Below are 21,523 nucleotides of genomic sequence, written 5' to 3'. Positions count from 1 at the left end.
CCCGCTCACGCTCGTACCCGTGGCGGCCCGGCGCAGTGGCCGCGCCTGGACCCGGGCGCGCATGAGCGCGGCTCCGCACTCGATGGCCCGCCCGCGAGCCCAACGCTCACCTCGGCGGCCCCTCCGCCGCCTCGTCCAGGCGCCATCGTGAAGGCGCCGCTGGCGGTCACGGTGAACTCGCCGGCGTGCCCGGCGCCACCCCGGCGACCTCCGCCAGCCTGGCGAGCCCGGCCTCCGAGGCGTCGAGGCCGGGCGACGCCGCGTTGAGCAGCATCTCGATCGGGCTCTGCGGCTGGGCGGCGGCCGGCGCGCGCGGGCCCGTTCCCCACGGGGGCGAGGGCGGGGTGTGGCCGCGGCGTTCGATGTCCGCGCTGATGGCGTCGATCGCGTCGGCCAGGCGCGAGCGTACGGCGGGGTCGGTGGCCGCGCGCCATTTGCGCGACAGATGGGCGTGCTCGTCCAGGCGGGGGGTCAGGCAAAGGTCCGTGCCCTCGGCCTGGTGGTCCGACAGCGACGTCCTGATCACGCCCTGCGGCGCGCCCGCGGCCGTCGCGGCGGCGGCCTGCGTGACGTGCGAGAGCTCGTGCACGAGGAGCGACGACACGGCGTCCGGGTGCACCCTCGGCCAGACGCGCATGACGTGCGGGTCCTCCTCCGTGCCCGCGTGCAGCTCGGTGGTGGCGTTGAAGCCCTCCCCCGGGTCGCCGATCAGCACGCGGACGTGCTGGTCCGGCACGGCGGGCAGTTGGAGGGTCAGCTGGTCGTCCGCGGACCAGGACAGGTGCGCGCCGGCCCCGCCCACGTCGGCCGCGAAGACGTGCTGCGCGCGTACCTCGGCCAGGGTCAGGTCCGGATCCCCGGCGGGCCGGCCGGACCTGCTGAACGGCGTGCCTTCGATCGCGGGAGAGGTCACGGACGTGATTCCCTGGGCGACGCTCCCGCCCACCGGCGAGCTCGACGTCGGCTGGTGGGCGGGCCAGGCCGGCTTGTCCGGGTCGGCCACGGGGACGCGGCGCGCCGTAAGGGCGGCCTCGACCTGCCGGGCGAACGTGCCGGGCACCGCAGAGCTCATGAAGACGTGGCGCAGATTGAGGCCGGCTCGGTCGGCCGCGTCAAGCAGCGCGGGGGAGAGGGTGGCGAAAGCCTCGGCGAACCCCCCGTCGGGCGTCTCGCTGTGCACGGTGCCGTCGGGGGCGGCCCGGTAGCGATGGAGGCCGTCCGCCTCCCGGACCGCCACGCGGGCCACCGCGCCGCGCTCTCGGGCGGCCAGGCGGGCGGCCTGCAGGACCTGGATCGGCCTCTGCGAGCCGGGGCCGGGGACGAAGGTGAACGTCGTCCATCCGGGATCGCCGGAGCGCGGGGGCGCGAGCCGCACGTTGGACTCCATCCGGGAGCGCAGCTCCTCGAGCTCGTCCTCGTAGAGCGTCACGTCCACCTGGCTGCCGGCGGCGGACGGCAGGTGGGCGGGATCCCCGACGGCGCGCTCGCTGCCGTCCCGCAGCCGCGCGACGTGCTGGAAGGTCAGGTCGTAGTCGACTCTGAGCCGGACGGTGTAGGCGGCGGTGCCCTTCTCGAACATGCTGCGCTCGCGGCGCGCCCCGTGATGGTCGGTCACGCTCTCCGACGCCTGCTCGCCGGCCCGCACGCTGCCGTCAAGGCCCGAGCCGCCGTCACTCGCGCTGGTGCTCATGCCGACGGGCACCAATCGGCTCCGGGACACGGTCGCGTTCTGGGCGTCGGCCTTCCTGTCGACCTCTCCTCTCTCGGCCTCGAAAGGCCCGGCGACGATGGTGAGGTCCGACGTGCGGGCCTGGATCGTGACCTCGGCGCCCTGGTCCTTGAACTTCTGCCTGGTCACCCGCGTGGAGGTGTCGCCCGCGGCGCCCGCCATCCGCTCGAAGCCGGTCAGCAGGGCCGACGGGGACAGTCGTGCGACCAACTCCGGTCGTTGCTCCTCGACCGTCTCGGCGCCCAGCATCTTCCCGAACTGGGCGGTGACCACCTCGAAGAGGCTCGGCCGGTGCGGGTCCTCCCAGAGCGCCTGTGGGAAGTGGCCGGGGTGCAGCTCGACCTGCCGGGGGTCGGGCACGACGACGAGCGGTCCCGGATCCTCCGCGACGGGCCGGATCATGCCGGTCGGGATGCTCCGTACGAGTGAGGCGCCGTACGTGACCGGGGGAGCCGTGCGGCGCCTGCCCCGGAGCACGCCGATCCACCGGTCCACCTTCGCCGGGATCGCGCCGCGCACCGGCCTGCGCTCGACCTCGATGACCAGGGTCATCTCCTGCCGGACCCGGTTGAGGCCGTTGAAGACGGACATCCGCTTCAGCCGCGTATCCTGCTGGTTGACGGAGCCCGAGTACCCGCGCCCCCGGTCCGTCGACGCGCCCATCCCGCGCCCGTCGCCCTCGTCCGCGGCGCTGTGGTCCAGCCCCGCCGAGTAGGAGCCGTTGTACGCCTCAGAGTGCGACCGATCGACGTAGCGGTAGTGCTGGACGATGACCCCGGACTGCGAGGTGTGCGTGAGGAGGGTGCCCCGGCGGGAGTCCGCGGCGTCGGTGTAGACCAGCCGGGCCCGGACCGTCAGTTCCTCGGCCCGCTTGACCTGCGGGCCGGCCTGCACGAGGTAGCTCTTCTCGTAGCCGCGCTTCGACCACATGTCGGTGACGTGGATCCGCGCGGAGTCGCTGGAGAAGTCGACGTCGAGCTCCTCGCTCAGCGTCGGGCTCCCGTCCAGCGCCTCGGGGGCGGCGGCGCGGACGGCGTCCTGCACCGCGTTCCGTATGTTGACCGGATTGCCCTGTTCGTCGGTAAAATCGAGCGACTTGGCCGCGCCCACGCCCATCGCCCGGTCGTACGACGGGGCGATCACGACGTCTCTGGAGCGCTCGATCAGGTCCGCGGCCTCGCTCAATGTCTGGTCGAGCTGTTGTCTCTGGTTTCCCTGCTGGGCCGTGGTCGCCGCCGGGCCGAGGCCCGCGACCTCTCTGATCTTGGCGAGCAGGTTCCGCGGGGTGTGCCGCCTCGCGAACCCCGGGTTGGCGGGCCCGGCTTGGGCCATGTCCTTGAGGTACCGCTGGACCAGAGGCACAGCGAGGCTTCGGTCGAGGGTCAGGCTGCCGTTGAGGAACCGCTCGACCGCGTCGCCCACCAGGGCTCCCGGCAGCGCCAGCTCGCCCTCCGCGTACATCAGGAGCGCGTCGAACTCGGGGAGCGAGAACAGCGCGGTGCCCTGCGCTGTGTCCGTCAGGGTCTCGCCGAGCGTAAGGCTGTCCACCAGCGGCAGCGCCCGCGTCGCGCTCTCCGATCCGGTGAGGGTGAGGTCCACGGGGGCTCGCACGATGTACTGGCGGCCGAACTCGATCGTGAGCTCCTCGCTGCCCCAGATGTCGAGGATCGAGGTGGAGTCGGCGGTGCCTCCTGAGCGGGAGGGCAGGGAGAGCGTGCCGCCGTTGCTCGACTTCCCGCCGTCGTTGAGGTCGGTGAGGTTCGTCGAGGCGCCGGCGGAGTGGCCGGACGACCCGCCCCAGGACACGCCGGCGCTGGCGAGCCCGAAGAGGATGTCGCCGTTCACCTGGTCGACGACGCACAGCACCTCCGCCTCGCCGACCTCGCCGGCCACCGACAGCTTCGACCGGGTGGGCAATCCCCGGGTGCGGATCGCGAGGTCGGTGGTGAGGGGGCTGGACAGCAACTTGGGGTGGGCGACGAGGTTGCGCACGTTCAGGAACGCCGTGAGGGTCTGGTACGCGACGGAATCCGGGCGCATCCCCCGCGGCAGCACCCGCTCCGCGGCGGGAAGCAGGTCGCGCACGTCCATGTGCAGGAGCCGCGCGCTGGACAGCAGCTTGCTGGACATCTTCCCCAGCGGCGCGGGCGCCTGCCCGGTTTCCGGCGGCAGGAGGTCGGCGGCGAACAGCAGCTTGGCCCGCCCCCTGCCGGATGCCAGCGGCGTCGACTCGCCGTCGTGCAGGAGCTCGATGCTCAGCTCGTGGGCCAGCGAGAAGATCGCGACCGGACCGGTGCTCTCCTGCAGCGTCACCACGTTGACCGTGCTGCCGACGTTGGAGCCCGCCGTACGCTTGCGGTCGCCGCCGGCGTTGATGCTCGCCTCGTGCGACAGCCCGTTCTGACCCACGCCGGGGCCATCACTCTCGACGAGGGAGAGCCCGCCCGAGTAGGTCCTGGACCGGCTGACGGATCGGGCCGAGGTGTCGGAGCCGATGTCGAGGTTGACCACGGTCTCCGACTCCGTGTATCCGATGTAGCGCGAGTCCCCGAAGTCCTGTTTCAGCGAAATCCGCATCATGAAGTGCTTCGGCGCGCTGTTCAGGCCATGCAGCACCAGGTCGACGAGGATGCCGTCCTGCGCCAGCGAGTCGTAGGCGGATCTGATCCGGTGCTCGGACAGCTGTTCCGTGACCTCCTGCAGGTTGAGTATCTGGCTGGCGCGCTCGAGCCGGTTGGAGGAGTACTGCGGCACGCCGTTCACGATCTTCGGCACGATGCCGCGGTCGGCGAGCTTGTCCAGCGCCTTCTGCCTGACCTCCTCCAGCCCGCTGATGTCCTGGACGAGGGCGGGCCCCGCGCCGCGCATCTTGCCCGGGCCGTCGCCGAGCCAGTCGGGAAGCTCGGCCTTGCGGCCCGGTGGCGGAGTGGGCAGTGGGTCGCCGCGCAGCACCTGATTCCCGTCCGCGTCGGTCAGGGGCCGGCCGTCCTGATACATCAGCGCCGAGCTGTCGACGGGCAGGCCGAAGCGGTACGCGGCCGACTCCCGCATGCTGAGCACCGCCGTGCCGCGCATCGGCGTCAGCTTGACGGGCGGCTTGCCGAACGTCTCCACGATGAACGTGGTCTCCAGCGCGAGCCGGTAGCTCTGCTTCGGACTGGTCTTCCTGTGCACGCTCGGGTGGATCGCCTGCCTGTTGGCGGTGGCCGGGTATGACCGCGACGCCGATCTGGATCCCTTGACCTTGGGCCCGAAGCTCGGCTCGTAGGAGCCCGGGCCGTCGACGGTCGGGGTGAAGCCGGCCGAGACTTTCCCCTCCAGCGACCCGCCGGACGAGGCCCCGCCAGGCACGGCGACGAAGTCGACGAGCACCTCCTCCTCCCACTCCTCGGCGCTCGGCCCGCCCAGCGGCTCAGTCTCCACGAGCACGACCCTGGTCTCGGCCCGTACCCTCGCATGCGGTTCGCCGTCCTTGGTGAAGACACGATCCAGCCCGGTGTTGACCGCGTCGCGCAGGCGGTGGGGCAGCTCGTCCGTCACGAACATGCGCAGCTCGTCGTGGGCCACGGCCCCGACCTCGGTGTACTCTCCGCCGAGCGCGGCGGCGAGCTCGCCGAGCGCGTCCTCCAGGCCCGTCATGCCGGAGATGACGTGGTTGGGGAGCTTGGGGTCCCGCTTGGCGTCGTCGATCCGGGCCAGCTTGCGCGGCGGCTGGTCGGTGTAGGAGTGCGAGATCCACAGCCGCTGCGAGGCGGCGTCACCGGGTGCGCCGGAGTCCACCACCGTGGTCTCCCGCCAGCCCACGTCTTTCCCCGTCCGGACCTCCACGGTCCAGGTCGCGGCGGCGTCGAACAGCAGCGACTCGCTCCTGTTGTCCGCGACCGAGCCTCCCTGCGCGAACATCCCCGCGCCGCCCGACGCCGACGAGTTGCGCCCGGCCGCGGCCCCGAGGCCGACACCCACCATCGTGGCCAGCGCCCTCCAATCGTTATCGGGCAGGAGCTGTGCCAGCACCGTGGTGTTGAGGCCGAGCGGCAATACGCCGCTGCTGGACTCGGTGGCCGAGACCGTCCGCGCCGACTGGAAGAACAGACCGACCATCATCTCCGACGCCCTGACGGCGGGGTCGAGCACCTCGGCCAGGTCGGTGAGGGAGAGCCTGACCCGTATCTCCGCCGCGGTTCTGCCGCGGCCCACGCGCAGCACGACGCCGTCCGGGGAGACGGCCTTGTGGAAGTCGGCCCGCAGGGCGCGCTCGAGCTCGTCCGGGGTGAACTTGTGACCGGCGCCGTTGCGGCCCAGGATCTCGTTGACGGTGGTGGTGAGGGTGGTCAGATGAGGGAGCCGGCCCGTAGGCATGGCCGTGGAGAGGCTGTCCTCCTGCGGCAGCGCCGCGGCCAGCGCGTTCAGATAGCTCTGGTGGAGCCGGGTGGCCTTGGCCGTCAGCGACTTGCTGACGGTGGTCATGTTCACCTCCCCAGGCTGAGTGGGTCCTCCCGCCTGGTTCATCGCCGCGAGCACCTGCTCGTAGGCCAGCCTCGCCTTCATCGCCCGCGCCAGCGCGGTTGCGTACGCGTTGGCGATCCTGGTGTGCCGCTTCTGCGTGGCGCGGTGCGCCTGGTGCTCCTGGCGCGCGTCGCCGGCCCGCTTGAACCGGCCCTGGTCGTGCTGCCTGAGCGCCTTCCGCTTCCGCCGCGTAGCCTGCTTGGCCTGCTCGCGGGCCGCATCCCTGCTGCTCCGCTTCGCGTCGATCTGCTGCTGGATCGCCTGCTCAGCCTGGACGAGTGCGTCGATGACGGACTGTACGTCCTGCGCGGACGAATGATCGCCGGGTAAGGCCGGTGTCCGCTGCGGCCTGGTGGCCTGAGTGGGCGCCCAGGGCGGCAACGGCGGCGTGTGACCGCGTCCGCTCAGCTCCCGGGCCACGCCGTCGATGTCGACGGCGAGGAGCCGCTTCTCCTGGAGCGTCGGCGCCTGCCGCCACTTGTGGGTCAGGAACGCCAGCTCGTTGAACCGGGCGGCCACGCACGCGTCCTGCGTGGCAGTCCGGCGCCGGCCCGGCAGGAATTTCCTCCGCTTGCCGTGGCCGGCGGACTGCACCTCCTGCAGGGTGTCGGTGATCTCGTGCAGCCAGACCCTGGACACCTGGCCGGGCGCGATGCGCGCGCCGAAGTGGACCAGGTGTGGGTGGTTCTCGTCCGTGCCGGCCTTGACCTTGGTCTGGCCCATCAGGTCCGGAGACAGGCCGCCGATGACGGGGCGGAAGAATTGGGTGCCGTGCGTCTTGGTGTGGACGGCCAGCGTCCGGCCGTCCGGCGACCAGGAGAAGCCGGTCACGTCCTGGCCGAGGAAGTGGTCCGCGAGCAGCTCGCCGACGGCGTTCCGCACCTCGTCGAGATCCAGGTCGGGGCCCTGCCTGCCGTCAGGCACGTATCTGGTGCCGGGGACCGGCCGTGACGTGACCGTCCCCGGCTTGCTCGTGTACGCCGGCTCGGCGGCGCGGCCGTCGTCGGGTGCGGGGTCCGCTTGCGTGGTCGTCTCTCCGGCCGAGGCGACCGTCAGCATGGCGGCCGCCTCGGCCTGCAGGTTCGCGAGGTCCTGGACCTCCTCGGCGCGGGTGTCCAGGGCGGCGCGGATGCGGCTCATGGTGGCGGCGGAGATCGCGCGCACGCCGTCGGGGGTGGAGATGAGCAAGTCGCCCGTCGGGCCGATCACCGCGCCGGGGAAGTCGGCGCTGAGCGCGCCGATCAGCGCCGTACGGGCACGGACCGTGGCGGTCATGGGCTCGGCGACGGGGGCGGAGGCGGCGACCGTCGTCTGGTCGGCGAGCTGCGTCGGCTGCTCATCGGCCTGCGCAGGCCGTTCGTCCGGTCGCGCAGGCTGTTCGTCCGACGGCGTGGGCTGTTCGTCGTGCTGTGCGGTGGGACTTTCTGGCTCTGAGGCGGGGCCGTCCGGCTGTGTCGGCGTCGCGGCGCTGTGGGCGGGGCGATCCTGCTCCGCCGCGGAGACGTCCCGCGGAGGGTCGCCTGGCGTCCGGGCGGCGTCCCCCTCGGGCTGCGGCGTCACCTCGCCGGTGGGCTGCAGTGTCGAGCCGCGCCGGGGGGAGGCCGTTTCCGGGTCCGGCGCAGGGGCCGCGCGCCTGCCGTCGTCGTCCCGGCCGGGCGTGGACGACGCGGTGCCCGGCCTCCCGCCCCCCGGGTCAGGAGATGCGGTTGTACCGCCCGTCCTCGCCGGCGTGGGGGCCACGGCATCAGGCTCGCGCGCGGAACCGGACATGCTGGGCTGGCCGCCGCCCCCGCTGGGGCCACCGCCTGATGGGTTCGCGCCCACCGGGTCCGGAGGCGGGTTGCCCGCCATGCGGGCGTCGGCGCGCGCGGCGGCGTCGTAAGCGGAGGCGAGGGAGGTCAGCGGGTTGGTCAGCGCGGTGTAGACGTCGGGACTGAACGGGCTGATCGTTCCGGTGCGCCCGGCGCCGCCGAGGAATCCGCCCATGAGGGCATCGGCCGTGAACGGGTTCTGCCACTGCCCGTAGACCGCGCCGTTGGCGATGAAGCTGCCGAACGGGGAGGCGATCGTGTTGGTCAGGCCAGTGGTCAGCGCGCGGCCCGCGAAACCCGGCACGCGCGTGGTGACCTGGGACACGGGTCCGGCCAGCTTCGTGCCCACGACCGTTCCGGCGCCGGCGCCGATGATGGCGGCCTGGGACTTCAGCCAGTCCCACGTCTGCCGCGTGCCCATCTGCATCTGCTGGTACTGGGCGATCGCGTCGATGAAGAACTCCTCGCCGATCTCCTCGACCAGCTCCCGGCCCATCGACGTGCTCAGAAGCCTGGCGAGGAGGCCCTGCCCGGTGGCGCCGCTGAGCGTGGTCACCCTGGCCAGTTGCTGGACGCTCAGTTGCCTGCCGCCCAGCGTCGCGAGCCTGACGAGGATCCGGCTGATGGCGGCGCGAGCCGCGGCCGCGTACGGACCGACGATCGCGGTGGCGGACCCGGCGGTGAAGAAGGCGGCGATGAAGGCGATGGCGATGGCGACGAGGGCCACCTTGAAGCACACGTTGATGGAGAGCTTGGAGTACTGGGTCTCGACGGCGAAGTTGCTTGCCTGCTGGGAGTAGGCCCGCGCGTTCCCGGACACCCCGGCCATTCCGCCTTCGTGGCCGTACAGGAACTGGACTCTGGAGACGAAGTCCGCGGTGGGGGGTGCGGCCCAGCCGGTCACGATGACGCGCGCGGCGAAGCCGGCGTCGGGCGTGGAGCCGATGGCCCCCTCGGCCAGGTCATCGTAGGCCTGGGCCAGCTTCGACAGCCCGCTCTCGCTGGCCTCCGGCCATTTCTGCCCGGCCGACAGCATGGGGATCAGCCAGTAGACGACCCAGTCGGGCAGCGCCACATCCTCCCACGCCGGGAGGACGTCCCTGTCGATGCGGACCGCGGGCAGTGCGGTCGCCTGGCCGGCCGGGTCCTGGCTGCCGGACCCATGGACCCCGATACCACTGTTGATCGTCACGTCCCTGGTCTCAGATCAGGATCGTCAGTCCGGCCGCGAGGTTCTGCTTGATATCGGCATCCGTCTGCAGAGTGTTGTCGACGCTTTGGCGCACCCTGGTCCCCGCGTCGGTGATCTCCTTGGTGAGATCGGCGCACTGAGTGAGCATCCGGTTGGGGCCGTCACCGCGGAAGTGGGCGGTCAGGAACGCCCTGCCCTCGGCGCCGCCGCCCCATGGGGCCGCGGCGAGGGCATCCTCAACCTGAGTGATCAGGCGCGACGACTCCTGCTCGAGGGCCTCCGCCATCGTCGACCACTGGGAGATCCCCTGGTCCACGATGGACTTGGCGATCTCCGTGCCGTCCCAGAGCCTCACTTCTTGCCCTCCATCCGGTCGACGAGCCGCGTCATGGCGGTTTCGAGATCGCCGTCGAGGTGAGCCATGAGTTCCTCGCGGGGGATCACCGGCTCGAGGATCTCCGCGATGCGCTCCCGAGCTCTGGCCGCCGCCCGGCGAACCGTGTCGGTGATCGTGTCGGCCAGCCACCGCGCGTCGGTCCGCCGGTAGATGCGCGGGTCGAGGTCGAGCCCGACGAGCTCGCCCCGGGCGCCGACGGTCACCGTCACCAAGCCGTCACGGGATTTCTCGGTGATCTGGACCGCTCTGGCTTCGGCATGCAGCTCCAGGCCCGCGTCGTTGATCCGCCGGAACATGTCACCCAGCTCGTCGGCATAGGCCCTCATCGCCGCCACTTCCGGCCGGCCGGACGATTCCATGACACCCCCTGAAGCCATGCCTTTCACGCACGTCCCCCAGGACAATGCTGTGTTAATTGTGAGTTTCGGTCACATCAACATCAGAAGGCAAGAGCTTCATCGAAAGTGTTGTTTCATGGACATTCAGTGGCACGGCGTGTTCGCGCAGGTCGGTGACCTCCGTACGGGGCACCCAGAGGCGGTACACGCCCCGCTCGATCCGCTCCATGCTCAGCTCGCGCGCGGCGCGCGCGGATCCGCCCAGGTACTCGAGCAACAGCCGCCCGTCCTGCTCGCCATGCACGTGGAACCTCTCCCCCCGCCAATGGCACACCGTTGTCACGAAGTGAAGGGCCGCGCACTCCGCTGCGGGCACCGTGCGGATGTGGCAGCCGGGCTCGACCTCGTCGAAACCGTCCACCGGTACGGGGCTGCGCAGCCGTACCCACAGCTCCAGGGAGTGCGGTTCGGGACTGGCCAGGTAGTCCGCGCCCCGCCAGCGGGCCCGGTAGAAGTGCCAGCTCATCGCGCCCGTGTCCCGACCAGCAGCCATCGCCGCAGGTCGCCGTGGTATATGGCGCGGCGGTGCTCGGTTCCCCCGGAAGTGAGCTCCCAGATCTCCGCGCCGTGCGGCAGGCCCACGCCGTACACCTTGTACTCGCGGATGACGTGGTCGACGCTCGGCACCAGGCCCATCCCCACGAAGGGCGGCTCCTCGACCACCCAGCCGGCCACGGCGGCCCTGCCCTCCTCGTCGGTCCCGCCATAGGGGGTGCGGTAGAGGCCGAGGCCGGCGGGGCGCCAGCGCAGGAGGTTCAGCGAGCCGTTCGCGGTCAGCATGTCAGGTTGCCCCAGCGCCGCGGCGAGTACGGCGGGCGTCGCGATGTGCGAGACGTCGAGGGCGTGATGGCAGTAGCCGGAGACCCGCGGCTCGCCCTCGGCCAGAAGGTCGTGGACATCGGCGGGGGAGAGCAGCTTCTGGACCGCCGGCACCCCCGAGGCGGGATCGAGCATGAGGTCGTGGGCCAGCGTGGGCACCGCCAGCCTGGCCACCGTCCCGGACTCCAGCATGAAGGCGGCCGCGAGTCCCGGATTGATCGCCAGGCCCCACCTCAGGTCCGGCCAGCCGGCCGCCAGTTCGACCAGCGTGACGACGCGGCAATACTCGGCGCCGCCGCCGGTGGCCAGCCGCATCGCCGCGACGGAGGTGAACGCCAGCAGCCAGGTCCGCTCGGCGTCGGCGGCCGTCGCCCAGGTCGGCGCCTCGGTCCCGGCCGCCGCGGCGGCGGTGATCGGCAGTGCCAGGTCCGCGTCGCGGAGCAGGCTAAGGCACAAGGCGTCATGCCCGTCCTGGTGGGCGGCCCACAGCCGCTCCTCGAACGGCGTGGCCGGTCGATAGTGGGTGAGCGTCATCCGCCCAGTTTGCCGGATTTATGCCAGCCCGGCCCGCTACCGGACGTGGAATCGGGCGCGCCACAGGAGGTAGATGAAGTACGGCGTGCCGATCAGAGCCGTGACCAGGCTGGCGGGGACCTGGGCCGGGGCGATGACCGTGCGGCCCAGCGTGTCGGCGAGGCTGCCTAGGAGGGCGCCGGGGAGGACGGAGACCGACGGGGCCCCTGGAGCGGCGGGCGCCGACCATGGCGGTGACCGCGGCGACGAGGTCGTCGGAGACGGCGGCCGCGCGAGGCGGTGTGCATGGAGACCCTAACGAGTGCGCTGCGGGGTGTTCCTGCGCCGGCGGCGGCGCAGGAGGAGGCCGGTGGCTGAAGAGAGGATCACCAGGGATCCGGCCAGCATCAACGCCTGCCCGTCCGGCCCGGCCTCGCCCCCGGCTCCCGTATCGACTCCTCCCTCCGGAGTCACGGTCGTGGTGGTCGTGACGGTGGTGGTCGCCTCAGGGGCCGTGGTACCGGGGTCGTCGGTCTCGTTGTCGTCCGTGGTGGGAGTGGTGGTGGGGGAGGTCGAGGGGGTGGTCGTTCCGGCGGCTTCCCCGATGGCGAGGGGATGCTCCGTGAGAGCGGATTTGTTCTTGACCTCGCACTCGATCACGGGATCCTGAGGACTGGTACCGAAGTTGATGGCCGCCGCGTGCACCGTGCCGTTGCCCTCGTCCTGCGGTGTCGTCGTCAGGTTGACCGTCGCCGTGGGGAGCGGGATGGGCTGGCCCGGGGTGATCGTGCCGAGCTGGCCCACGCCGGTGGCGGAGGTCAGCCGCGAGATCCCGCTGATGCCGGCGTAGGCGTAGAGCTTGAGGCCGCCCTCCAGGCCGGTAGAGGGTGCGCGGAGCTCGGATCCCGCCACGTAGGTGCCGCGCCAGCCGATCGTCAGGTTCTCGTCCACCGCGGCACGGGCCGGGACCGTCAGCTCGATGTCGACCTTGACCTGCTGCTTCTGGCCTGTGTCCGTCGTGGTGCATTCGTACTCCACCACGCTCGCCCCGGGGGCAGGTAAGAGCTGCAGGGCGAGGATCGGGACGATCAGGTGGGCGCGCACAGTGGCTCTCCTTGTGACAGGTGAGGCCCTGGAGGAGACGAGGGTGGAGAAAGGTTGACACGAATGTCCACATATGGACAACCCGTCGGCAGGGCAGCAGGATCGGACGCGCCGGTGACAGGCCCGTAGGCTGGGCGGCATGGCCTTCACCGTGACCACGGGCGCCACCGGCAGGCTCGGCGGCCGGATCGCCGCCCGGCTCGCGGCCGCCGGGGTCGAGCAGCGGCTCGTCTCCCGGAACGCCGGCCGCGTGCCCTCGCTCGACCGCGCTACCGCGGTCAGTGCGGACTACGGCGACCCCGAGGCGATGAGGCGCGCCCTCGACAAGGCGACGACCGTGCTCTTCGTCTCGGCGTCGGAGAGCGCCGACCGGCTGGACCGGCATCGGGCCTTCGTCGACGCGGCCCGCGACGCCGGCGCCACGCACCTGGTCTACATTTCCTTCTATGGCGCGTCGCCGTCGGCCACGTTCACGCTGGCCCGCGACCACTGGGCAACGGAGCAGCACATCCGCGACAGCGGCCTGCCCTTCACGTTCCTGCGCGACAGCCTGTACGCCGACTTCCTGCCCAGCATGGCCGGTGACGACGGCGTGATCCGCGGCCCGGCAGGTCAGGGCAGGGTGGCGGCCGTGGCCCAGGACGACATCGCCGACGCGGCGACCGCGGTGCTGCTCGACCCGAGCGCCCACGAAGGGGCGACCTACGACCTCACCGGACCGCAGGCGCTGACGCTGGATGAGGTCGCCGCCACGCTGAGCCGGACGACCGGCCGGACCATCACCTACCATCCCGAGACGGTCGAGGAGGCGTACGAGTCGCGCCGGAGCTACGACGCGCCCGGCTGGCAGGTCGAGGCGTGGGTCTCCACCTATCTGGCGATCGCCGCCGGCGAGCTGGAAGGTGTCAGCGACGCCATCCCGGTCCTCACCGGCCACCCCGGGACCACCTTCGAGCAGCTCGTGGGCAACATATAGGTATTTCGGGGGTTTGACCGGACTGCCCTGCGCCGATTAATTTCTCAACGATAGTTAATTAAGGGGCGGCTCATGGATCAGAGATACTCGCCTGTTCAGGATTTACGGCGGCACCACCGCCGCCTCGTGCTGCGCAGCCTGCGTGACGACGGCCCGCAGCCGCGCGCCGACCTGGCGCGCCGGCTCGGACTGTCGGCCACCACGATGACCAAGGTGGTGGGCCAGCTGCTCGACGAGGGCCTGGTCACGGAGGACGCCGTGGAGGGCGCCGGCCAGCGGGTCGGCCGCCCGTCGACCGGCATCAGGATCCGCACGGACGCCCGTCTCGTGATCGGCGTCCAGGTCGGCGCGGGCACGGTGCGGCTGGGACTGTGCGATCTCAGGGCCCAGGTGGTCCGGAGCACGTCGTTCGGCTTCGAGGCCGAGGCCCCGGAGCGGGTCGTGGCGCGGATCGCCGAGGCCGCGTCCGAGCTCACGGCAGACGTGCCGGCGGACCGGCTGCTGGGCATCGGGGTCGCCGCTCCCGGACCGGTGGACCCCGCACATCGCCGCACCGTGCTGGCCGTCCATCTGGGCTGGCGCGACGTGGCCTTCGCCGACCTGCTGGAGGCCGCGCTGGAGGTGCCGGCGGTCGTCGACCACAACGTACGCTCCATGGCGCTGGCCGAGAGCCGCTACGGCGAGACGGCCGGCGCGGACCCCCTCCTGTACGTGTACGTCCGCACCGGAGTCGGCGCCGGCCTGGTGATCGGTGGCGACCCGTTCCGGCCGGGCGCGTACGGGGTCACCGAGCTGGGCCACCTGCGCGTGCTGGAGAAGGGCCGCACGTGCGTGTGCGGCGCGACCGGCTGCCTGGAGACCGTGGTGTCGGAGCCGTACCTGATCGAGCGACTCGGCCGCCGCTCCGCCAACCCGCTCGCGGAGATCCCGGACGGGCTCCTGGACGACCTCGTGGATCACCTGACCACCGGGCTGGCCAGCGCGGTCAACCTGTTCAACCCCGAGCTGATCCTGCTCGGCGGCATCTTCTTCCCGGCGCCGGAGACGGTGTTCGACCGGGTCCGCGCCGCGCTGCGTGCCAAGGCGTTTCCCGTGCTCCGCGACGCGGTACGGGTGGAGCGGCCGACGCTCGGCGACGCCGCCGGCGTGGTGGGTGGGGCCGCCGTCGCCTTGGACCATTTTTTGTATGAAAGGTAGGAACGCCCTGATCCTCGACGGGCATTGGTGGCTCTCCTACGAGATGACGCGCCAGGACGGGGCGCACGAGCTGCGCGTCCTGCGCGTTCGGGGGGAATGAGCCGGACGCATGCCTCAGGCCCCATTACGCTCGCATAGAAGCGCATTGCTGGGGGCGGAGGGATTAGTGACGGTCAACGGGGCGGCGGCGACGACGCCTGCGGCACAAGTGACGCCGGAGCGCAGGAGCTCGGCAGGAGAGAGCGAGCCTGCGATGCCAACGAGTGCCGAAGCGGGCGCGACCCTCAAACACGAGGCGGTCGGGCGGGTTCTCGGCACGCAGGCGGCCTCGCCGCTGTCGTTCTGGGTCGGGCTGGAGCCGGGCAAGGTCCTGCAGCTGGACGACGTGGTGGTGACCAGGCGTGAGGTGCCGGGACACGGCACGGTGCTGGTCGCGGGCGTGGTGACGGCCGTGGAGGCCAGGCACGAGGGCGCGGCGTACGACTCGGACGTGTTCCTGATCGCCGAGGGTGCGCTGCCCGCCGCCGTGGTCGAGGTGGCCGAGGTGCGGGTGACCAGGATCGAGCCGGAGGTGTTCGTGCCGCCGCTGCCCGGCTCCAAGGTCTACCTGGCCGGCGCCGGCGACCGCGACCAGGCGCTCTACTTCGACGTCATGGACCGGCGCATCCCCCTGGGGACGGGCCGCGACGGCCAGCCGCTCTACGTGAACTTCGACTTTCTCGACGGCACCCGCGGCGCCCACGTGTCGATCTCGGGTGTGTCCGGCGTGGCCACCAAGACCTCCTTCGCCACCTTCCTCCTCTACTCGATCTTCAACTCGGGGGTGCTGGACGCGGAGTCGGCCAACACCAAGGCGCTGATCTTCTCCGTCAAGGGCGAGGACCTGCTCTTCCTCGATCACGACAACCTCCGCCTCGACGAGAAGGCGAGGAGCGTCTACGCCAGGCTCGGGCTGCCCGCGCAGCCGTTCGGCAGCGTGCACGTCTTCGCGCCGCCCCGGCCGAACGACCCCAACGGCGTTCCCCACGTCGCCGCCCGTACCCAGGGGGTGAGCGCCTTCTACTGGACGCTGGTCGAGTTCTGCGAGGAGGAGCTGCTGCGGTTCGTCTTCGCCGACGCCGACGACGAGCGGGCCGGTTACTCGCTGCTCGTGGGCCAGGTCGCCGCCCGGCTGAAGGCGTGGGCAGAGCCGGTCGGCGACGGCGGCGCCGTCATGGTGCAGGGCACGACCTGCCGGACGTTCGCCGACCTCGTCGAGATGCTCTCCGACCAGCTGCAGGACGAGGGCAGCCGGCTGCAGTGGACCGGCGCGCAGACCCCGCTCGGCACCGTCAACGCCTTCCTGCGCAGGCTGCGCAGCGCCGTCCGCCCGCTGTCCCCGATCGTCCGCGGCGACCTGCCGTTCTACCGTGCCCACTCGGTCAGCACCTCCGACGCGCAGGTCTCCATCGTGGACCTGCACAACCTGCCGGAGCGGGCGCAGCGGTTCGTGGTCGGCGTGGTGCTGCGCGGCGAGTTCCATCGCAAGGAGTCCTCGGGCACGGCGCGGCCGCTGCTGTTCGTGGTGCTGGACGAGCTCAACAAGTACGCCCCGCGCGAGGGTGACTCGCCGATCAAGGAGATCCTGCTGGACGTGGCCGAGCGGGGCCGTTCGCTCGGCGTCATCCTCATCGGCGCCCAGCAGACCGCGTCGGAGGTGGAGCGCCGCATCGTCTCCAACAGCGCCGTCCGCGTCGCGGGCCGCCTCGACCCGGCCGAGGCCGCCAGGTCCGAGTACGGCTGGCTGCCGCCGGCCGTGCGGGAGCGCGCCACGATCGCCAAGCCGGGCACCATGTTCGTGGCCCAGCCGGAGATCCCGGTTCCGCTGGCCGTGGCCTTCCCCTTCCCCGCGTGGGCGACCCGGCCGTCGGAGGCGGCGGCGCAGGTGACGGCGTCGAGCGGTGATCCGTTCAAGGGCCTGCCCGGCATCGAAGACGACATCCCGCCCTTCTGACCACAGGTGATTTCTTGAAGATCCTCCACACCGCGGACTGGCACGTCGGCAAGGTGCTCAAAGGCCGCCCCCGCCTCGACGAGCACCGGGCCGTGCTGCGCGAGCTGGTCGCGGCCGCCCGTACCCATGACGTGGACGCCGTCATCGTGGCGGGCGACCTGTTCGACACCTCCGCCCCCACGCCCGAGGCCCAGTCGCTGGTCCTCAACGCGCTCATGGCGCTGCGCGGCGACGGCAGGGACGTGATCGTGCTGGCCGGCAACCACGACAACCCGCAGCTGCTGGAGGTCTACCGGCCGGTGCTGGGCAAGCTGGGGCTGCACATGCTCGGCGCGTTCCGCCGTCCCGACGCCGGCGGCACGCTGGCCTTCACCGCACGGTCCGGTGAGCCGGTGCGGCTGGCCGTGTTGCCGTTCCTTTCGCACCGGTACGTCGTACGCGCCGCCGAGGTCCTCACCGGCACCACCGCCGACCACAACCGCGACTACGCCGCCCGCATCGGCGAGCTGATCGGCGCGCTCACCGCCGGCTTCCACGGCGACACCGTCAACCTCGTCACCACCCACGGCACCCTGCCCGGCGGCGCGTTCGGCGGCGGCGAACGGGAGGCGCAGTCGATCTTCTCCTACTACTTCGAGCCGACCGCCTTCCCGACCGCCACCCAGTACGCCGCCCTCGGTCACCTGCACCGCCGCCAGCAGATCCCCGGGCCCTGCCCGATCTGGTACAGCGGCTCGCCGCTCGCCGTCGACTTCGGCGAGGAGGGAAACACCCCGGGCGCGCTGCTGGTCGAGGTCTCCCCGGGGCGGCCGGCCGTGGTGCGGGAGCTGACGTTCAGCTCGGCCCGCCGGCTCCGCACCGTACGCGGCACGCTGGAGCAGCTGGAGGCCATCGAGCCCGGCGACGACTGGCTCAAAGTGATCGTCGAGGAGAAACCCCGCGTGGGCCTCGCCGACGACGTGCGCGAGCTGCTGTCCGGCGCCGTCGACGTCATGCTGGACGAGAAGTTCCGGCCGGTGCCGGCCACGCGGCGGGCGAGCTCGGCCGACCGGAGCCCGCGCGAGTTGTTCCGCGACTACCTCGCCGCCACCGGACGCCACGACGACCAGGTGGCCACCCTGTTCGACCGGCTCTACGACGAGGTGACCGGCTGATGCGCCCCCTGTTGCTGCACCTGGACCACTTCGGCAGCTTCCGCGAGCCGGTGACCGTGGACTTCACCGACACCGAGTACTTCGCGCTCGTCGGCCCCACCGGGGCGGGCAAGAGCACGATCATCGACGCGATCTGCTTCGCCCTGTACGGCACGGTGCCGCGCTGGGGCAGGGAGGGCGCCGTCGCCCACGCCCTGGCGCCGTCCGTCAGCGCCGGCAAGGTGGCGATGGTGTTCGAGAGCAACGGGCGGCGCTACGGCGTGGTCCGGGCGATGGTGCGCGACGCCAAGGGCGCGGTGCGTACCAAGGAGGCCAGGCTCGACGAGCTGGACCCCGCGGCACCGCCGGCGTTCGACGCGGTGGTCAAACCCCTCGCCGAGGGCGAGAACGTCACCATCGAGGCCCAGCAGGTGACCGGCCTGGAGTACCGGTTCTTCACCCAGTGCGTGGTGTTGCCGCAGGGCCGCTTCGCCGAGTTCCTGCACGCGGCGCCCCGCGAACGGCAGGACCTGCTGGTGCAGCTGCTCGACGCAGACGTGTACGAGCGGATCAGGCAGCGTGCCGCCCGCGAGGAGGAGACCGCCAAGCAGGCCGCCTCCTTCGCCCGCGACCAGCTCGCCAAGTTGTCCGGCGCGACCGAGGAGGCCGAGCGGGAGCTGGCCGAGCGGCTGGCGGCGCTGCGGCGGCTGGCCGAGACCATCGGCGCCGACCTGGACCTGCTGCGTGCCCGCGAGGCCGACATCCGCCGCGCCGAGCAGGAGCGGGCCGCCGTCGCCGAACGCCAGTCGGTGTTGTCCGCGCTCCGCATGCCCGACGCGGTCCCGACCCTGGCCTCGCAACGCCGCGCCGCCGCCGAGTCCGTCGAGACGCTGACCGCCGAGGTCTCCGCCCTGGAGGCCGACGACCACGAGGCGTACGAGGCACTGGCCGCCCTGGGTGACCGCGGCGCGCCGGGGGCGGCGCTGGCCGCGCTGGACGCTCGCGAACGGTTGCACGCCGAGGCCAGGCGTGCTCGCGGCGCTGCCGCCTCGGCCACCGCGCCGCTGGAGGGCCTGGCCGCCGAGGTGGCCGATGCCGAACGAGCGCTCTCCCACGTGGAGGCGCGCCGCGAACGCCTGCGTGATGCCCACGCCGCCGCCCACCTCGTCCAGCGCCTGACCGTCGGCGAGCCGTGCCCGGTCTGCCACCACCCGATCTCCGAGCTGCCCCGCCACGAACAGCCCACCGACATGCGTACCGCCGACCGCGCCCTCGCGACCGCCCGCGAGCGCGCCCAGCACGCCAGAGCAGCCCACGCCAAGGCAGAGGCGTCGGCGTCGATGCTGGCCACGCAGGCGGCCCGGCTGGAGTCCGAGCTGGCCGCACTGCCCGCCCCCGGCGACCGGGCCGAGCTCGAAGCGCGGCTGGCCGCCATCGCCAAGGCCGACGAGCTCGCCACCCAGGCCCGCACCGCCGTGCGCGCCGCCCGCGGCAGACTGGACCGCGCACGGACCGCCGCCGAGCAGGTCGAACTCCAGGCCGAGACCGCCTGGCGCACGCTGGAGTCCGCCCGCGACCGGCTGCTCGTCTCCGGCGCTCAGGACGACCCGCCGCCGCCCCTGATCCGCGAGGATCTGCACCGGGCCTGGACCGAGCTGCTCGGCTGGCGGGACCGGGCCGCGCAGGCCGCCCGCGCCGCGCTGGCCGCGTGCGACGAGGAGCTCGCCCAGGCCGGCGAGCGGCTCGCCGCCGACCGCCGCAGGCTGGCCGAGCGCCTGGCCGAGCACGGCGTCGTGGCCCCGCGTGACGCCTCGCCCGACCAGCTCGGCGCCGCCGTCGCCGGGACCGTGGCCCGCGCGGAGAGCGCGCTCGACCGGCTCAAGGAGGAGCGCAAGCGCGCCGCCGACCTGGAGAACCAGGTCACCATGAAGGAGCACGAGGCCAAGGTCGCCCACGAGCTGGCGCTCCGCCTGCGCGCCAACGCCTTCGAGCGCTGGTTGTGCGCCGAGGCCCTCGCCGTGCTGGTCGCCTCGGCCTCGGAGACGCTGCGCGAGTTGTCCGACGGCCAGTACGAGCTGGCCCTCAGCGACAAGACCGGCGACATCGAGGTCATCGACTACGGCGATGCCGGGATGCGGCGCAGCGCCCGCACGCTGTCCGGCGGCGAGACCTTCCAGGCCGCGCTGGCGCTGGCCCTGGCCCTGTCCGGCGCCGTCGCCCGCGGCCTTGACTCGATCTTCCTCGACGAGGGCTTCGGCACCCTCGACCCGGCCACGCTCGACACCGTCGCCACGACGCTCGAACGCCTCGCCGCCGGCCAGGAACGCATGATCGGCGTCGTCACCCACGTTCCCGCGCTGGCCGAGCGAGTGCCGGTACGCTTCGAGGTCAGGCGCGACGCCAAGGGCTCGCACGTGCGGAAGGCGGAGGTGGGATGACGGGCTTCACGGTCGACCCGTGGGACCCGGGCTATGCCGCCGCCCTCGCCGTCGAGGCCCTCTCCGAGCTGGGCGCGACCAGTGCCGAGCTGGTGCTGGACATCGAGCGGCCGGCCGCCGACTGGAAACCCGTCACGCCCGGACCCGACGCCACCGCTCCCGAAACGTTGCTGGTCGCCGACGGCGTCCGCAGGATAGACGCGCGCGTCTGGGTCAACGATCCCGACGCGCCCATGCCCGTCCCCGGCATCGCCGCCTCGTACGCGGCCGGGATCGTGCGATGCGGACCGGACGGCGCCGACCTCGCCGAGATCGAGGTCAACCGGGCGCTGATCTCCGCCTCCCCGCACACGCCCGAGGTCAAGACCTCGCACGCCACCTACACCCCCGGCAAGGCCGCCGACGCCAGCTTCGAGGAGATGTCCCTGGCGTTGCAGCGGCAGGTCACGCAGCTGGAGGTGGACCTGGCGGTGCGGCACCGGTCCACGAGTGACGACCTGCTGCTGGTCGACGGGCCGTTGCGGGGGCGTACGCATCTGCCGCACACGGTGGGCTACATCAAGACGCACCACACCGCGTACCTGCCGTCGCCGCAGTCCGCCGTGGTCGCCGCGCTCACGCCCGGACAGCGCACGCCGGTCTTCCTCATGGGCACGAGCTGGCGGCGGCACGCCTGGTACGTACGGCTCCCCGTCCAGTCCCCGGCCCCCTGGGCGGGGGTGGCACGCTGCGAGGCCAGCGCCGAGCTGGAGCCGGCCCAGGCCGTACGGCTCGCCGACGCGATTACGCTGGCCCTGCCGCCGCTGGCCGGAGTGGACTACAAGGATCCGCGCGCGCCACAGAACCTCGTGCCGATCGGCGGCCTGGAGAAGCTCCTGCGTCACCATCTGGGCGACGCCCGCCTGCTCTACCGCGCGCTGCGTACCGCCGCGGGCGGCTCTTAGATCGCGCCGGCCTAGAAGCCCTTCCACGGGTCGCAGATGGTCACCGTGGTGCTCTTGCGCATGCTCCTGGGCGTGACCACTTCGAAGACCACGCGGTAGGTGCCCTGCCCCTTCCACACGATGGACGGGAGCAGCGGCTTCGACGACGGCGTGCCCTGCTGCCTGCCCTGGTTCTGGCCGTTGACGAGCCATCGGTAGCTGTAGGTGCCGGTGGCCGAGACCTTGGCCCAGATGTTGGTGTCGCTGCGCCAGCAGTCCCCCAGCTTGTAGCCCTCGTAGGTGAAGGCCACGGACGTCACGCCGCCTGAGTCGCCGCTGCTGGTCGCGGCCGGCTTGGAGGTGGTGGGCGCGGGCCGGGCCGTGGGGCGGGAGC

14 protein-coding genes are annotated in these 21,523 nt (G+C 72.1%); 6 read left to right on the top strand and 8 right to left on the bottom strand.

Annotated elements, in window-relative coordinates:
• Positions 1–166: 166 nt before the first annotated feature.
• The 7 genes from ETD86_RS28670 to ETD86_RS28640 form a co-directional block, all read right to left on the bottom strand.
• Positions 167–9,238, bottom strand: a complete 9,072-nt coding sequence (locus ETD86_RS28670) for a WXG100-like domain-containing protein (protein ID WP_138669274.1) — start codon at positions 9,236–9,238, stop codon at positions 167–169.
• Between the two features lie 10 nt (positions 9,239–9,248).
• Positions 9,249–9,593 carry a hypothetical protein gene (locus tag ETD86_RS28665; protein ID WP_138669273.1) on the bottom strand — a complete coding sequence of 115 codons (345 nt, stop codon included), beginning with the start codon at positions 9,591–9,593 and terminating at the stop codon, positions 9,249–9,251.
• Positions 9,590–9,994, bottom strand: coding sequence for a YbaB/EbfC family nucleoid-associated protein (locus ETD86_RS28660; RefSeq protein WP_138669272.1), 405 nt, complete (start codon positions 9,992–9,994; stop codon positions 9,590–9,592). Before ETD86_RS28660 ends, ETD86_RS28665 begins: the two co-directional genes overlap by 4 nt.
• Before the next feature lie 52 nt (positions 9,995–10,046).
• Complete coding sequence (locus ETD86_RS28655) at positions 10,047–10,526, bottom strand: hypothetical protein (RefSeq protein ID WP_211370386.1); 480 nt, start codon at positions 10,524–10,526, stop codon at positions 10,047–10,049.
• Positions 10,496–11,386, bottom strand: coding sequence for an SseB family protein (locus tag ETD86_RS28650; RefSeq protein ID WP_138669271.1), 891 nt, complete (start codon positions 11,384–11,386; stop codon positions 10,496–10,498). Before ETD86_RS28650 ends, ETD86_RS28655 begins: the two co-directional genes overlap by 31 nt.
• Positions 11,387–11,422: 36 nt before the next feature.
• Positions 11,423–11,521 carry an iron chelate uptake ABC transporter family permease subunit gene (locus ETD86_RS28645; RefSeq protein WP_281286972.1) on the bottom strand — a complete coding sequence of 33 codons (99 nt, stop codon included), beginning with the start codon at positions 11,519–11,521 and terminating at the stop codon, positions 11,423–11,425.
• A 159-nt stretch (positions 11,522–11,680) separates the two neighbouring features.
• Positions 11,681–12,469, bottom strand: coding sequence for a hypothetical protein (locus tag ETD86_RS28640; protein WP_138669270.1), 789 nt, complete (start codon positions 12,467–12,469; stop codon positions 11,681–11,683).
• A gap of 139 nt (positions 12,470–12,608) precedes the next feature.
• Here ETD86_RS28640 and ETD86_RS28635 point away from each other — a divergent pair, with 139 nt between their 5' ends.
• From ETD86_RS28635 to ETD86_RS28610, 6 genes are all read left to right on the top strand, one after another.
• Positions 12,609–13,445 carry an SDR family oxidoreductase gene (locus ETD86_RS28635; protein ID WP_138669269.1) on the top strand — a complete coding sequence of 279 codons (837 nt, stop codon included), beginning with the start codon at positions 12,609–12,611 and terminating at the stop codon, positions 13,443–13,445.
• A gap of 72 nt (positions 13,446–13,517) precedes the next feature.
• Positions 13,518–14,642, top strand: a complete 1,125-nt coding sequence (locus tag ETD86_RS28630; RefSeq protein ID WP_138669268.1) for an ROK family transcriptional regulator — start codon at positions 13,518–13,520, stop codon at positions 14,640–14,642.
• Between the two features lie 253 nt (positions 14,643–14,895).
• The gene (locus ETD86_RS28625; RefSeq protein WP_138669267.1) at positions 14,896–16,635 is read left to right on the top strand and encodes an ATP-binding protein; all 1,740 of its coding nucleotides are present in this window, start codon (positions 14,896–14,898) and stop codon (positions 16,633–16,635) included.
• A gap of 14 nt (positions 16,636–16,649) precedes the next feature.
• Positions 16,650–17,789 carry an exonuclease SbcCD subunit D gene (locus tag ETD86_RS28620; protein WP_138669266.1) on the top strand — a complete coding sequence of 380 codons (1,140 nt, stop codon included), beginning with the start codon at positions 16,650–16,652 and terminating at the stop codon, positions 17,787–17,789.
• Complete coding sequence (locus tag ETD86_RS28615) at positions 17,789–20,206, top strand: AAA family ATPase (protein WP_138669265.1); 2,418 nt, start codon at positions 17,789–17,791, stop codon at positions 20,204–20,206. The genes ETD86_RS28620 and ETD86_RS28615 overlap by 1 nt, the downstream gene beginning before the upstream one ends.
• On the top strand, positions 20,203–21,150 hold the full coding sequence (locus tag ETD86_RS28610) for a hypothetical protein (RefSeq protein WP_138669264.1): 948 nt from the start codon (positions 20,203–20,205) through the stop codon (positions 21,148–21,150). The genes ETD86_RS28615 and ETD86_RS28610 overlap by 4 nt, the downstream gene beginning before the upstream one ends.
• 11 nt (positions 21,151–21,161) lie before the next feature.
• On the opposite strand, the gene ETD86_RS55495 is transcribed toward ETD86_RS28610, so the two are convergent.
• Positions 21,162–21,523: hypothetical protein (locus tag ETD86_RS55495; protein WP_170223319.1), on the bottom strand; the 362-nt coding region annotated here is incomplete at its 5' end.

This window comes from Nonomuraea turkmeniaca, from assembly GCF_005889735.1.
GTDB lineage: Bacteria > Actinomycetota > Actinomycetes > Streptosporangiales > Streptosporangiaceae > Nonomuraea > Nonomuraea turkmeniaca.
The sequence above is the reverse complement of the archived record's forward strand: the minus strand, read 5'-3'. Positions and strand labels throughout refer to the sequence as shown.

Bases quoted from the DNA above. Each gene is read 5' to 3' on its own strand.
- ETD86_RS28615 (WP_138669265.1), top strand. From the start codon at position 17,789: ATGCGCCCCCTGTTGCTGCACCTGGACCACTTCGGCAGCTTCCGCGAG.
- ETD86_RS28660 (WP_138669272.1), bottom strand. From the start codon at position 9,994: ATGGAATCGTCCGGCCGGCCGGAAGTGGCGGCGATGAGGGCCTATGCC.
- ETD86_RS28610 (WP_138669264.1), top strand. From the start codon at position 20,203: ATGACGGGCTTCACGGTCGACCCGTGGGACCCGGGCTATGCCGCCGCC.
- ETD86_RS28625 (WP_138669267.1), top strand. From the start codon at position 14,896: ATGCCAACGAGTGCCGAAGCGGGCGCGACCCTCAAACACGAGGCGGTC.
- ETD86_RS28635 (WP_138669269.1), top strand. From the start codon at position 12,609: ATGGCCTTCACCGTGACCACGGGCGCCACCGGCAGGCTCGGCGGCCGG.
- ETD86_RS28655 (WP_211370386.1), bottom strand. From the start codon at position 10,526: ATGGCTGCTGGTCGGGACACGGGCGCGATGAGCTGGCACTTCTACCGG.
- ETD86_RS28650 (WP_138669271.1), bottom strand. From the start codon at position 11,386: ATGACGCTCACCCACTATCGACCGGCCACGCCGTTCGAGGAGCGGCTG.
- ETD86_RS28630 (WP_138669268.1), top strand. From the start codon at position 13,518: ATGGATCAGAGATACTCGCCTGTTCAGGATTTACGGCGGCACCACCGC.